A 13,223-nucleotide genomic window follows, 5' to 3' on the forward strand; every position below is an offset into this window, starting at 1 on the left:
GACCGCTCAACGCCGTGCCCTGACGGGTGGCGGGTGCGTCGGTGCCGGGGTCCGTTTCGCGCCCCGCACCGAAAGGCGTACCCCCTCATGCTGCGTCCATCCCTCCTCCCGCGCGGCGGCGCGCGGCTTGCCGCCGTCGCCGCTGTCGCGGTTCTGGCCTTTGCCGGTGCCGCTCCCGCGCAGGCCGCGCCGCCCACCACCGATCAGCCCGCAGCGGCGGCCGGCGGCTGGCTCGCCCGCCAGCTCGTCGACGGCGAGCGGTTCGAGTCCGACTTCGGCGGCGGTCTCGTCTACCCCGACCAGGGGCTCACCCTCGACGCCGTGCTCGCCTTCGCGGCGGCCGGGGTCGCCGGTGACAACGCGGACAAGGCCCTCGCCTGGCTCGCCGATGCCGACACGCTCGCGGGCTACATCGGCGACGGGACCGACGAGTCCTATGCCGGTGCGCACGCCAAGCTGATGCTCGCGGTGCAGGTCCAGGGCAAGAACCCGGCCTCCTTCGGCGGCGTCGACCTCGACTCCCGGCTGCGCGCGCTGATGGCCGCGTCGGGTCGGTTCGTCGACAAGTCGGCCTACGGCGACTACAGCAACGGCTTCAGCCAAGCCCTCGCCGTGCTCGCCCTCGACCGCACCGCCGCCGGTGTGCCCGCCGCCGCGGTGACCTACCTCGCCGGTACGCAGTGCGCCGACGGCGGTTTCCCGCTCTACCTGGAGCAGCCGACCTGTGCCTCCGATGTGGACTCGACCGGCATGGTCGTGCAGGCGCTGATCGCCGCGGGCGACTCCGCCAACGCCACCGAGGGCGTGGAGTGGCTGCTCACCAAGCAGAAGGCCGACGGCGGCTTCGGCGGCAGCGGCCCCACCTCGGGTGAGAACGCCAACAGCACCGGCCTCGCCGCGCAGGCCCTGCGGGTCGCGGGCCGCGCCACCGCCGCCAACAAGGCGGTCGCCTACCTCACGAAGCTCCAGGTCGGCTGCGCGGGCGCGGTCGCCGACCGGGGCGGGGTCGCCTACGACGGGACCGGGTTCGACGCCGCCAACGCCAACCGGGCCACCGCGCAGGCGATCCTGGGCCTTTCCGGGCACGGATTCGCCGAGCTCGACGGCGCGCAGGCCGCCGACGCCGCGCCGGTGCTGCTCTGCGCGACGGCATCCCCCTCGCCGTCCGCCTCCGTTCCCGCTTCGCCGTCGACGAGCGGCTCCGCGTCCCCCGTGCCGGGTGAGGGCGGCGGCCTGCCGGTCACCGGCCAGCCCGTCGCGCTGCTCATCTGGAGCGGTGCCGCACTGGTCGGCATCGGTGCGGTCGCCTTCGTGGTCGGTCGCCGCCGTCGTCGCCTGAGCGAACCGGCTGCATGATGAGGTCCCGGATCATCGCCGGGCTCGCGCTGAGTGTCGTGGCGGCCGGGCTGGCGGTGGCCGGTCCGGCCGCCCCGGCCCGGGCCGCCGCCTGCTCCGGCGCGACCGGGGTCACCGTCGTGGTCGACTTCGGCTCACTCGGCGGCGGGATCAAGACCGGCTGCGCGTCGGGAGACCCCGCGACGGGACTCGCGGCGCTGCGGGGCGCGGGCTTCACCACGACGGGTACGCAGAAGTGGGGCCCCGCCTTCGTCTGCCGCATCGACGGCAAGCCCGGCGCGGCGGACGAGCCCTGTGTGAACACGCCGCCCTCGAGCGCCTACTGGTCCTACTGGCACGCTGACCGGGGCGGATCGTGGTCCTACAGCAACCTCGGGGCCACCGCCTATGACCCGAAGGCGGGCACGGTGGAGGGCTGGGCATTCGGCAGCGGCGGCCGGCCCGGCATCTCGCCGCCCGCGAAACCGTCAGCGCCCAAGCCGTCGCCTTCGGCGAAGCCTGCTTCACCTCGGCCGGAGGTGTCGCCGGCTCGGCCTACGCCGGGTGCGACCGGCACGCCCGGGGGTGTCGCGGGGTCCTCGGCGGTTCCTTCGGCCAGCCCGGTGCCGGTGGCGGTGACGAGTTCGCCGGTGGGCGTAGCCACCGAGGTCGTCTCGCCCGTCGTGGCGGAGGTGGACGCGCAGCGTGGCGGCGGTTTCACCGGGGTCGCGGTCGCCGGAGTGATCATCGCGGTGCTCGCGGGGCTGGGCGTGTGGACGGCGCGGCGGCGACGGCTGGATGGATCCTGACCTTTGTTGCACTTTTCGCGGCGTGTCCAGCATTAAAGTTCAGGGGAGGGGCGCCGCCCGGGTGACGGGCGGCGCCGCTTGCGTCGCGGGATGGGTTACGGGGCGACGCTGGGGGCGGTTCCGGCGCCGAAGGCCCAGCCCTCGACCGTGCCCGGGGCGGGGTTGTAGCTGCCCGCGCCGCTGCCGCTGTAGGACCACGTGCCGCCGGGGGTGGCGTGCCAGTAGGACCAGTACGCCGTGGCGGGAGCGCCGTTGCACGGGTTGGGCAGGCTGTTGATCCGGCAGATGAAGCCCGGGAACCTGGGCACGAAGGCGTAGCTGAACCCGGCGCCGGTGAGGGCGGTCAGGCCGCTGGTCGGATCGCCGAGCGCGCAGGCGACCGTGGTGCCGCCGCCGAGCGAGCCGTTGTCGACGATCACGGTGACGCCGGTCGACCCGGAGCAGGCGGCGGCGTTGGCGGCCTGCGGTGAGGCCTCGCCGACGACGAGGCCGGTCGCGAGCAGGAGGCCGGCCGCGACGGTGGCGGCGAGACGGCGCAGCCGTCCGGGCGGGGTGAGGGCGGTGGTTGCGGGAGTCATGTGCTGGCGCCTTTCCGGGTGGTCCCGTCGGTCCGCATGACAGCAGACCGGAACCGGCGCGCACCTGTGGGTGCGGCCCGCGGCGCCGTCCCGCGGACCACGACGGGAGGGGGTGAATATGCACGTCGGCGGGCATTCGGGCTCGCCGCGATCGACGGATCGCGGACTCACCGTTGCGGGTCAGCGCCGGATTCACACCGGACTTCCCCCACCACCGTGCTCTTCAGTTGTCGCCGCGAGTGTTGTCGCAGCTACTCGACGCTGTCAAGCGGGCGGCGCGTTGTCAATACGGCAGCCGACAATGCGGTAATCCACACAGCACAGTCACCACGAACGGGTGGCTTCGGTTGGGCAGAGCGTGACATTCCGGTTGGTGGCTGCTGGGATCGAAATACATAGTGGAGAGGCTGACTGTTGATGCAACCTTTCGAACTTCCCCCGTTCTACCTGCCCTACCCTGCCCGGTTGAACCCGCACGTGCAGAGCGCCCGCGAGCACACGACGGCGTGGGCCCGCGAGATGGGGATGCTGGAGGGGTCCGGGATCTGGACCCAGGACGACCTCGACGCCCATGACTATGCGCTGCTCTGCGCATACACCCACCCGGACTGCTCGGCCGAGGAGCTCGATCTCGTCACCGACTGGTATGTCTGGGTCTTCTTCTTCGACGACCACTTCCTGGAGGAGTTCAAGCGCAGCCGCGACCAGGCGGGCGCGAAGGCCTACCTCGACCGGCTCGGCCAGTTCATGCCGGTGCACCCCACCGGCGACGTGCCCGAGCCGACCAACCCGGTCGAGAAGGGCCTCGCCGACCTGTGGGCGCGCACGACGCCGTCGATGTCGGTGGGCTGGCGCACCCGCTTCGTCGAGTGCACCGAGCACCTGCTCGAGGAGTCGCGCTGGGAACTCGCCAACATCAGCGAGGGCCGCGTCTCCAACCCGGTGGAGTACATCGAGATGCGGCGCAAGGTCGGCGGCGCGCCCTGGTCGGCCTGCCTCGTCGAGCACGCCGCCGGTGCCGAGGTGCCCGACGCCGTCGCCGCGAGCCGCCCCCTGCGCGTGCTGCGGGACTGCTTCGCCGACGCCGTCCACCTGCGCAACGACCTCTTCTCCTATCAGCGGGAGATCGAGGAGGAGGGCGAGCTCAGCAACGGCGTGCTCGTCTTCGAGAAGTTCCTCGGCTATGACACGCAGCGCTCCGCCGATGCCGTCAACGACCTGCTCACCTCGCGGCTGCAGCAGTTCGAGAACACCGTCTTCACCGAGCTGCCGCCGCTGTTCGAGGAGCACCGGCTCACGCCGCAGGAGCGGCTCGCGGTCGGCGCCTATGTCAAGGGCCTGCAGGACTGGCAGTCCGGCGGGCACGAGTGGCACATGCGGTCCAGCCGATACATGAACGGTGCGACCCGGGGATCCGAGCCCGAGCTCGGCGTCTTCCACCCAGGTCCGGTGGGGCTCGGCACGGCCGCCGCCCGGCTGGGGCTCACGCCGGAGATGCTCGGCGCCCGGGTGCGTACCTTCACCCACGTGCCCTTCCAGCGGGTCGGCCCGACCGCGCTGCCCGAGTTCTACATGCCCTACCAGCTGCGGCTCAACCCGCATCTCGACAGCGCGCGGAGCAGCTGCGTCGAGTGGTCGCACCGGATGGGCTTCCTCGCGCCGCAGCCGGGCCTCGCCGGCTCCGGTCTCTGGACCGAGAAGCAGCTGATCGGCTTCGACTTCCCGATCTGCTCGGCCGGGATCGACCCGGACGGCTCGGCCGCCGACATGGACCTCTCGTCGGGCTGGCTGACCTGGGGCACCTACGGTGACGACTACCTGCCGCAGATCTTCGGCCGGACCAAGGACCTGACCGGGGCTAAGGCCTTCAACGAGCGGCTCAACGCCTACATGCCGCTCGACTGCGGCGAGACACCGCTGCCGACCAATCCGGTCGAGAAGGGCCTCGCCGACCTGTGGCACCGCACCGCGTCGCCGATGACCGACGGCGCGCGGCAGGAGTTCCGCGCGACGGTGCAGGTCATGACGGCGAGCTGGATCTGGGAGCTCGCCAACGAGATCCAGCACCGGATCCCCGATCCCGTCGACTACATCGAGATGCGGCGCAAGACCTTCGGCTCCGACATGACGATGGCCCTCGCCCGGATCTCGCACGGCCAGGCGGTGCCGCCGGAGATCTATCGGACATCACCGATGCGAGCACTGGAGAACTCGGCCCAGGACTACGCCTGCCTGCTCAACGACATCTTCTCCTACCAGAAGGAGATCGAGTTCGAGGGCGAGCTGCACAACTGCGTACTGGTGGTGCAGAACTTCCTCAACTGCGACCGGGTCACGGCAGTCGCGATCGTCAACGACCTGATGACGTCGCGGCTGCAGCAGTTCGAGCACCTCGTCGCCGTGGAGCTGCCCGCGCTCTTCGACGACTACGGTCTGGACGCTCAGGCGCGCCAGGTCCTCGGCGCCTACGTCGTGGAGCTGCAGGACTGGATGGTCGCGATCGTCCACTGGCACCGGGTCACCCGGCGCTACCCGGAGTCGGAGCTGGGCCACACCTCGGCCGTGCGGCCGCAGCTCATCCGGCCCACCGGTCTGGGGACCTCGGCGGCGCGGATCCTGTCCCTGCGCGGAGCCTAGAGCCGGCCATCGGGGAGGGCTAGAGTCGGCGGGTGCGCATTCGCCGTCACGCTCTCGTCGCAGCAGCTCTGTGCCTCGCCCTCGCGGGCTGCGGATCCAGCGCCAACGATCCGCAGCCCGTCGCGGGCTCTCCTGCCGCGTCGGGGGAAGCGCTGCCCGCGGGCACCGACGAGCCGGTCGGGCTCTCCGCGACCCAGCTTCCGGCTCCGTCGCCGACCGCCGGGCCGCGCGCTCCGACCAAGACCTTCGCCATCGGTACGCGGAGCCTCAGCCTCTCCCGATCGGGGCGCTCCCTGCCGACCACGGTGTGGTACCCGGCGACGTCGAAGGGGTCCAACACCCCCGTGGCCGCCGGAGTCTTCCCGGTGCTCGTCTTCAGCCACGGCCTCAACGGGCTCCCGGAGTACTACCAGCAGCTCACCACCCGCTTCGCCGCCGCCGGGTTCGTCGTCGCGGCACCCGCCTACCCCTTCACCAAGAAGGGCGCGTCCCCGTTCAACGCCGGTGACATGGGCAACCAGCCCGCTGACGCGTCCTATGTGGTCACCAAGGTGCTCGAGCTCAACACCAGGTCGGGGGACCGGTTCGCCGGGCACCTCGACGGGTCCCACGTCGGCGCGGCCGGGCACTCGGCGGGTGGCTTCACCACGGCGGGGATGCTCGCGTCCGGGAAGCGGGACACCCGGATCAAGGCCGGGATCGTCATCGCGGGCGGTCCGATGGGCACCTTCAGCGGGCCGAGAACCCCGGTGCTCTTCGTGCACGGAGACAAGGACGGCACGGTCTCCTGGGCGACCGGGCACAACGCGTACGCCAAGCTGAGCTGGCCGAAGGCCTTCCTCACCGAGATCGGCCAGGGCCACGGCGAGTACCTCGGCCCCGGCGCGAAGGGCTTCGACCAGATGATGCGCACGATGCTCGACTTCCTGCGCTGGGCGCTCTACGGCGACACCACGGCTAAGGGGCGCCTCGCCAAGGGCGCCGTGACCTCGGGGGTCACGCGCTATGAGTCCAAGCTCTAGCGCCCGGGCGGTGCTCGGCGGGCTCGCGGCCGTGCACCTGTGGTGGGGGAGCTGGGCATATGTCGCGCCCGCGGACTTCTTCGCCCGGTTCCCCGGCTTCGGCCACCGCTGGACCGCGGCGTACCCGCCCTATAACGAGCACCTGATCGCGGACCTCGGCGCGACGTTCCTGACGCTCGGGGTGCTGCTCGCGATCGCGGCGGCCGTCGCCGATCGGCGGGTGACCCGGGTGGTGCTCACCGGGGTGGTGCTCTTCTCCGCGCTGCACCTCGTATTCCACTCGCGGCACGCCGGGCTGCTCGGCGGTTCGGAGTGGGTCCTCAGCCTGGTCACCCTGGTCCTCGGCGTCCTGGTCCCGGGCGCCCTGCTCGGCGTGACCTGGACTCGCCGTTTTAGCACCGACTCTTGAAGAGTTGCGGCGATCGTGGCCGCGGCATGCGGGTTCCCGCCGGTGGCGGAGCCCCCGAAAGCCGGTGGCGGACCCCCGAAGCCGGTGGCGGACCCCCGAAGCCGGTGGTGGACCCCCCAAAGCTGCAACTCTTGAAGAGTTGGTGTGATCTTGGGGCAAGGTGGGGATGAACCGCTCGTCGCGACGTGAAGCGATCTTGTCGGTAGAATCCGTGACGGCAATGCCGAGTGGTGTCTAGCTATAACGGCAGGTCAGACAGGACGTGAAGCGAAGTTGCGCGACTTGGGAGGTCGTTACCGGCTGCAACAGCAGATCGGCCAGGGTGGCATGGCCGCCGTCTGGCAGGCCTACGACACCGTGCTCGAGCGCGTGGTCGCGGTCAAGCTGCTGACGCCCGAGCACACCCAGGACGCCCACGCCTACGACCGGGCGCACAACGAGGCCCGCTACGCGGCGCGGATCGGGCACCCCAACGTCGCCGCCGTCTATGACTTCGGCACCTCCCGGCGGGCCGGTCTCGGTGCCGCCTACCTGGTGATGGAGCTGATCGAGGGGCCACGGCTCGTCGACTACCTGCGCCAGGGGCCGATGGACTGGCGGTTCGCGGTGAAGGTCTGCGCCGAGGTCGCCGCCGGTCTCGCCGCCGCGCACGGCCACGGCATCGTGCACCGCGACATCAAACCGGCGAACGTCGTCATCACCCCCGCCGGTGCGAAGATCCTCGACTTCGGGATCGCCGCCATGACCGGCACCCCCGATCGCAACGCCGACGGCAGCATGGTCGGCACGGCCGGCTACATGGCACCCGAGCGGGTCGAGGGCCACCACCCCGTCACCCCCGCCAGCGACATGTACGCGCTCGGCGTACTCCTGCACCAGTGCCTCGCCGCGGGCCGCCCCCCGCCGCCCGGACCCCTGCCGGAGCCCGACGCCCTGCACCTCTTCCCGGAGCTGCTGGTCCTGCCGACGGTGGAGGACCTCGCACCCCGGGTGGCGACGATCTGGGCGGGCTGCATGCGGGACGACCCGGTGCAGCGGCCCACCGCGGTCGCGGCCGCGCTGATCCTCTCGGTCTGCGTCGATGCCCAGGTCTACGTGCCGGTGGTGACGCCCTCCCGGCCGCCGACCTCGACCAGCTCGGGCTTCGTCGATTCCTTCGACGCGGAGACGATGGAGCATCGTCCGGACCTGACCGCGTTGCCCACCGAGGGCTGGCAGCGGCCGGAGTAACACCGACTCTTCAAGAGTTGCGGGGATCTTGCGGATCTCGGGGTGCTGCTCGGGTATCGCGCGCGGCGCCGATAGTTGGCAGACTGTGGCGATGCTGACGCTGGTGGAGGTCGCGGCGGAGCAGGGCAATGCCCTGCAACCGTTGCTGAAGATCGTGGGCATTGTGGGCGGCATCGCGGTGCTGATCGTCGCCATCCGCTACATCCTGGGCAAGAAGATCTGAATCTTGTGCGTTTCCGTCGCCAGAACGACGGAAACCGCACGGGGTTCACCGGTAGACCCGTGCCTGGAGGGTGAAGAGTTCGGCGTAGAGGCCGTTTCTCGCCATCAGCTGGTCGTGGGTGCCCTGTTCGGTGACGCGGCCGTCGGCGAGGACCACGATCAGGTCGGCCAGGCGCACCGTGGAGAAGCGGTGCGAGACGAAGAGGGTCACGGCACCTGACTCCCGGCGGGCGGCCCGGGCCGTCGTGGCGAACCGTTCGAAGAGCGCGTGCTCGGCCGCAGCGTCCAGGGCGGCGGCCGGCTCGTCGAGCGCCAGCAGCAGCGGGGTCGGCCGCATCAGCGCGCGGGCCAGGCCCAGCGACTGCCACTGCCCGCCCGAGAGTTCGGCACCATCGGCGTACGCCCGACCGAGCGCGCCGTCGAGCCCTCCCGGCACCCGGTCCCGTGTTTCCGTGGCGCGTGCCCGGACGAGCGCGTCGGTCAGCGCCGCGTCGTCGCCGATCCGCGGTAGGTCGCCCACCCCGACGTTGTCGCGCAGCCGCAGCTCCAGCTTGGCGAAGTCCTGGAAGAGCATGGCGATCCCGCCGTGCCAGGCGTCGGCGGCGAACGAGCGCAGATCGGTGCCGTCGACGGTGATCCGCCCGCCGGTCGGCTCGTAGAATCCACACAGGAGCTTCACGAGCGTGCTCTTGCCCGCGCCGTTCTCGCCGACGACCGCGACGATGCTGCCCGCCGGGATGCGCAGCGAGACCTCGTCGAGCACGGTCTCGTCGCCGTAGCCGAAGGTGACGTGCTCCAGCCTGATGCCCTTGCGCAGTCGGCGCGGTGCCTGCTTGCGGCCGGGCGGGGCGGGTGTGGCGCGCTCGCGCAGCATCGCCAGCCGCTCGACGGTGCGACCGGCGGCCTGCAGGATCGCGAGCAGGCCGAGCGCGCTCGCGACCTGCACGCTGATCTGCACGGCGAGGGTCACCACGAGGATGACGTCGCCGACGTTCGCGGTGCCCGCCACGGCTTGATCGATGACGAGCAGGATCGAGGTGCCGTAGGCGAGGGCGAAGAGGAGCTGGCCGCTCGCGCGGAGGGCGGCGGCTCGCCGATAGGCCCGCCAGATGGCGGCCGTCGCCTCGGACCAGGTCTCGGCCTGCCGGGCCATCAGGTGCCGGTCGGCGCCGAAGAGGCGGATCTCCTTGACGGCGTCGGCGTCGGCGGCGAGCTCCAGCAGGTGGCCGGTGAGCCGGGTCCGCTCGGCGTTGGCCTCCCTCGCCCGGTTGGCGAGGCCCTGGGCCCGTTTCGCGATGAGTACGGGTGGCACGGCCGCCAGCGGCAGCAGGACGAGCCAGGGGTTGACGAAGGCGAGGATCACCGTGGTGACCCCGGCCCGCAGGAGCAGCCCGGTCAGGTGCAGCACACCCTCCAGGGCGGGCCGGGTCTGCCCGACGTCCTGGCGGGTCAGGGCGAGGGTGTCGGCGAACTCGGGATCGTCGAGGTGGGCGAGGCCGGGGGTGCCGTTGGCGATCTGCAGCAGCTCATCCTCGAGCTTCGCGCCGCACTGCTCACCGAGCTCGAAGTAGTACAGGTGCGCGAAGTGCCCCATCATCAGCTCGAAGACGAGCAGCAGGGCGACTCCGGCGGCGAAGAGCGTCGCCGTCCCGGCCGCACCGGCGAGCGCGGAGTTGGTGAAGTCCCGCAGCAGCAGGCCGACGAAGGGCGTCGACAGGTAGCCGATGAAGAGCAGCCCGACCCCGATGACGAAGCGCCGCCGATCGGTACGCACCGCCAGCCGGACCAGGAACACGATCGCTGCGCCGAGGCTTCTCACGCGGCGACCTCCCCGACGGCGGCGAAGCGGCTCGCCTGGAGGTGGAACATCTCGGCGTACCGGCCGTCGGCGGCGAGGAGGCTGTCGTGGTCGCCGCGCTCGACGACGGTGCCGTGCTCCAGCACCACGATGTGGTCGGCGCGGCGCACCGTGGAGAAGCGGTGCGAGATGACGATGCTGGTCAGGCCCTCGGTTCGCGTGAGGAACTGGTCGTAGAACTCCACCTCCGCCCGCACGTCTAGCTGCGCGGTCGGCTCGTCGAGGATCAGCACGGACGCTCCTGAGTGGACGGCGTGGAGGGCTCGGGCGAGGGCGATGCGCTGCCACTGCCCGCCGGAGAGGTCCCGGCCGTCGGCGTACCGGGAGAAGAGGTTGGTTGTCAGGCCGCCGGGGAGTGAGTCGACGACGTCGCGCGCACCGGCGCGGTCTGCGGCCCGCAGCAGCGCGGCCTCGTCGGTGTCGCCGAGCCCGATGTTCTCGGCGGCGCTGAGCTCATAGCGGTTGAAGTCCTGGAAGATGACGGCGAGTCGGCGCTGCCACTGGCGGGGGTCGAGCTCGGCGAGGTCGGTGCCGCCCACGGTGATCCGGCCCCCGTCGGGGTCGTAGAAGCGGGCGAGCAGCTTGACCAGCGTGGTCTTGCCCGCCCCGTTGAGCCCGACGATCGCGGTCGACCGTCCGGCGGGCAGCTCCAGGTCGAGCGAGGTGAAGACCCGGTGCCCGCCGGGATAGCCGAACGCGACCCCCTCGAACCGGATCGCCCCGACCGGCCCGCCGCCGTCACGCCGTGCGGCGAAGCGTGGTGTCGAGGGCCTGAGGACGGGCCGGTCCGCCGCACCGCGTGGCGGGGGCGGCGGGGCGTCCGGCACGCCGGCCAGCGCGATGAAGTCGGTGAGTGCGGTATAGGAGCGGGTGCCGAACTGGGTCTGCACGTCGCACTCGGGGAAATAGACGCCGAACCGGATCGGGATGAGGACCGCCTGCACCGCGACGGCGAACTGCAGCAGGCTCAGCTCGCCCGCCGCAGTGCCCCTGGCGAGCTGTGCGAGGGCGAGGGCGGCCCCGAGGAGCCCCACGGTCGCGAAGCCCACGAACGGCCACATCAGCAGGCGCCGCCGACCCGCCCAGAACGGTTGCAGGTAGCCGTCGTTCTCCGCCCGGAGCCGGTCGCCGAGCCAGCCCCGCAGGCCGAGTACGCGGATCTCCTTCGCCGCGTCCGTGCCGGTGGCGAGGGTGCGGACGTAGTGCAGGCGGCGGCGGTTGGCGGTGAGCCCGTCCCACATGGCGCCGAAGCGGCCGAGCGAGCCGCGCTGGCCGAAGCGGATGACGATCGCGGTGGCACCGACCACGAGGGCGGTGAGCGGGTCCAGCACCACGGCGATGAGCAGGACGGCGCCGGCGAGCTGGACATACCGTGCGAGCAGGGCGAGGGTCGCCGCCGCCGCGTCACCGGGCGAGGCCGTGGTGCGGTCGAAGGCGGAGCGTATGTCGGCGAGCCTGTCCAGGACGCCGGGCTGCTCCAGTGTGGCGATCGGAGCATCGCGGAAGGAGGTCGCGAGCAGGAGCTGCACGCAGTGGCCGTCGATCCGCCGGGAGATCACCTCGGCGAGGGCGGTCTGGAAGGGGCCGAGGAGCTGCTGCAGCGCCAGCGATCCGACGGTGAGCGCCAGGGCGATCCCGATGCCCTCGGTCGCGGCGTGGGGCACCGTCGCCAGCAGCAGGCTCATCCACCAGATGACGGCGATCGGCAGCAGGCCGAAGACGACGTTGAGCAGCGCCGAGGCGGCGACCGTTGCGCGACCGGCGTGGGGGAGCAACGACAGGATGGGCAGCCACCGCCGCATGAGACCTCCTATTGACGAGCGCTCCCAGGGTCGCGGCGGCCGGGGCCGACATCAATCGACTTAATGGTTAAGAATATTTACAGCATTGCTAGCATCGAGGGACTCAGTATCATCGTTTCCGATGGGAGCGCTACCAGTGACAATGACGCAACGACGAGCCGATCTCACGGCCGTGGTGATGGCGCATCCCCGTCGCAGACAGGCGGCCCTGGACCTGTGCGCCCGCCATCCCGAGCTTGCGATGTCCGTTGTGGAGGATCCCGATCCGGCCGGTCCCCCCAACGCGCTGCGGGCCGCGCGGCTGGCCTGGCGTGCCGCGGCTCCGGGCGCCACCCACCTGCTCGTGGTGCAGGACGACATGCGGCTCACCGCCGACTTCGCCGATCGCTGCCGACTGGCCGCCGCCGCCCTGCCGGGCGAGATCCTCTGCTTCTTCAGCGAGTGGGGTTCGCGGACCTCGCATGCGGTGCGGCTCGCCACGATCGAGGGCGCCTCCTGGGTGCCGGTGCTGGACCCCTACATCCCGACCACCGCGGTCCTGCTCCCGGTCGCGGTGGCCGAGGGGCTCGCCGACTTCGCCGAGAGCGCCACCGGCCCGGACGACGTGCAGGTGCTGCGCTACGCGGCCGAGGCCGGCCTGACGCCGCTGGTGAGCGTGCCCAACCTCGCCGAGCACGAGATCTGCGAGAGCCTGATCGGCAACGACCTGCTGATGGGCCCGCGGCACGCGACCCTCTTCGCGGACGACGTGCCCGGTCCGACGGCGGCGGTCGACGCGACGGTGTCACGGCTGCGGGTCGTGCCGCACCTGGGGATGTTCGAGGGCATCGCGACCTGCCACGTCCGCCCGGGGCCGGATGCGCCCTGGCACGTGGTGAAGGCGCACGACTACCTCGCTCCCTCGGGGCTCGCCGTCGCGGACCTGCTGCGCCTCTACGCCGCCACCGTCGACGAGGTGGACGGCGCGCGGGCGATGCGGTCCGTCGTCGCCGACTCGATGCTGGTGCAGCTCTGGCTCACCGCCTTCCTCTACGGCGTGGTCGCGGCCGAGTGGATCACCGACGTCGATCGGCTGCCGGATGTCCTCGCCGCCCCGCTGGTCCGGGCCGGGCTGCGTACGCTGGCGCCGGGTGCGCTGCGCCGCTTCGTTCCCGCGCAGCTCACGCCGTTGCTGGGGGAGCTGACCGCGCCTCTCGTCACCGACGCGATGCGTCTGGGAGTCCTTCATGGACTACTGCATGGCGAAGCTCTCTGGAAACAATCCTTTCAGTAAGGACGAGCGTATGGTAATAGTTGACTGCCGATGGAGAGTGGAGTCTGG

General features: G+C 71.5%; 11 protein-coding genes and 1 riboswitch. Of the genes, 8 read left to right on the forward strand and 3 right to left on the reverse strand.

Annotation, left to right across the window (positions count from 1 at the left end):
* The first annotated feature begins 87 nt into the window (after positions 1-87).
* Both F4553_RS29500 and F4553_RS29505 read left to right on the forward strand, forming a co-directional pair.
* Positions 88-1,356 (forward strand): LPXTG cell wall anchor domain-containing protein, encoded by a 1,269-nt coding sequence (locus F4553_RS29500; protein WP_184842387.1) that lies wholly within the window; start codon positions 88-90, stop codon positions 1,354-1,356.
* Entirely contained in the window at positions 1,356-2,144 is a 789-nt protein-coding gene (locus F4553_RS29505; protein WP_246467513.1) for an SCO2322-related protein, read from the forward strand. The genes F4553_RS29500 and F4553_RS29505 overlap by 1 nt, the downstream gene beginning before the upstream one ends.
* A gap of 95 nt (positions 2,145-2,239) precedes the next feature.
* Here F4553_RS29505 and F4553_RS29510 read toward each other — a convergent pair whose 3' ends face one another.
* Positions 2,240-2,722 carry an SCO2322-related protein gene (locus F4553_RS29510; protein WP_184842393.1) on the reverse strand — a complete coding sequence of 161 codons (483 nt, stop codon included), beginning with the start codon at positions 2,720-2,722 and terminating at the stop codon, positions 2,240-2,242.
* A 110-nt stretch (positions 2,723-2,832) separates the two neighbouring features.
* Positions 2,833-2,953, reverse strand: a riboswitch (cobalamin riboswitch).
* A gap of 186 nt (positions 2,954-3,139) precedes the next feature.
* Between F4553_RS29510 and F4553_RS29515 the strand changes: the two genes are divergently transcribed.
* The 5 genes from F4553_RS29515 to F4553_RS41970 all read left to right on the forward strand — a co-directional run bounded on the left by F4553_RS29515 (position 3,140) and on the right by F4553_RS41970 (position 8,243).
* The gene (locus F4553_RS29515) at positions 3,140-5,359 is read left to right on the forward strand and encodes a family 2 encapsulin nanocompartment cargo protein terpene cyclase (protein WP_221470531.1); all 2,220 of its coding nucleotides are present in this window, start codon (positions 3,140-3,142) and stop codon (positions 5,357-5,359) included.
* 32 nt (positions 5,360-5,391) lie between these two features.
* Complete coding sequence (locus F4553_RS29520) at positions 5,392-6,381, forward strand: alpha/beta hydrolase family protein (RefSeq protein WP_184842399.1); 990 nt, start codon at positions 5,392-5,394, stop codon at positions 6,379-6,381.
* On the forward strand, positions 6,365-6,790 hold the full coding sequence (locus F4553_RS29525) for a hypothetical protein (RefSeq protein ID WP_184842402.1): 426 nt from the start codon (positions 6,365-6,367) through the stop codon (positions 6,788-6,790). Before F4553_RS29520 ends, F4553_RS29525 begins: the two co-directional genes overlap by 17 nt.
* 282 nt (positions 6,791-7,072) lie before the next feature.
* Positions 7,073-8,020 carry a serine/threonine-protein kinase gene (locus tag F4553_RS29530; RefSeq protein WP_184842405.1) on the forward strand — a complete coding sequence of 316 codons (948 nt, stop codon included), beginning with the start codon at positions 7,073-7,075 and terminating at the stop codon, positions 8,018-8,020.
* 91 nt (positions 8,021-8,111) lie between these two features.
* Positions 8,112-8,243 (forward strand): hypothetical protein, encoded by a 132-nt coding sequence (locus F4553_RS41970; RefSeq protein WP_281395421.1) that lies wholly within the window; start codon positions 8,112-8,114, stop codon positions 8,241-8,243.
* Positions 8,244-8,288: 45 nt separating this feature from the next.
* Here F4553_RS41970 and F4553_RS42580 read toward each other — a convergent pair whose 3' ends face one another.
* Both F4553_RS42580 and F4553_RS29540 read right to left on the reverse strand, forming a co-directional pair.
* Positions 8,289-10,061: an ABC transporter ATP-binding protein gene (locus F4553_RS42580; RefSeq protein WP_184842408.1), complete on the reverse strand. Its 1,773-nt coding sequence runs from the start codon at positions 10,059-10,061 to the stop codon at positions 8,289-8,291.
* On the reverse strand, positions 10,058-11,902 hold the full coding sequence (locus tag F4553_RS29540) for an ABC transporter ATP-binding protein (protein ID WP_184842411.1): 1,845 nt from the start codon (positions 11,900-11,902) through the stop codon (positions 10,058-10,060). The genes F4553_RS42580 and F4553_RS29540 overlap by 4 nt, the downstream gene beginning before the upstream one ends.
* Before the next feature lie 241 nt (positions 11,903-12,143).
* On the opposite strand from F4553_RS29540, the gene F4553_RS29545 reads away from it, so the two are divergent.
* Positions 12,144-13,175, forward strand: coding sequence for a hypothetical protein (locus F4553_RS29545; RefSeq protein WP_184842415.1), 1,032 nt, complete (start codon positions 12,144-12,146; stop codon positions 13,173-13,175).
* Positions 13,176-13,223 lie beyond the last annotated feature (48 nt).

Source organism: Allocatelliglobosispora scoriae (assembly GCF_014204945.1).
GTDB classification, from domain to species: Bacteria; Actinomycetota; Actinomycetes; order Mycobacteriales; family Micromonosporaceae; genus Allocatelliglobosispora; species Allocatelliglobosispora scoriae.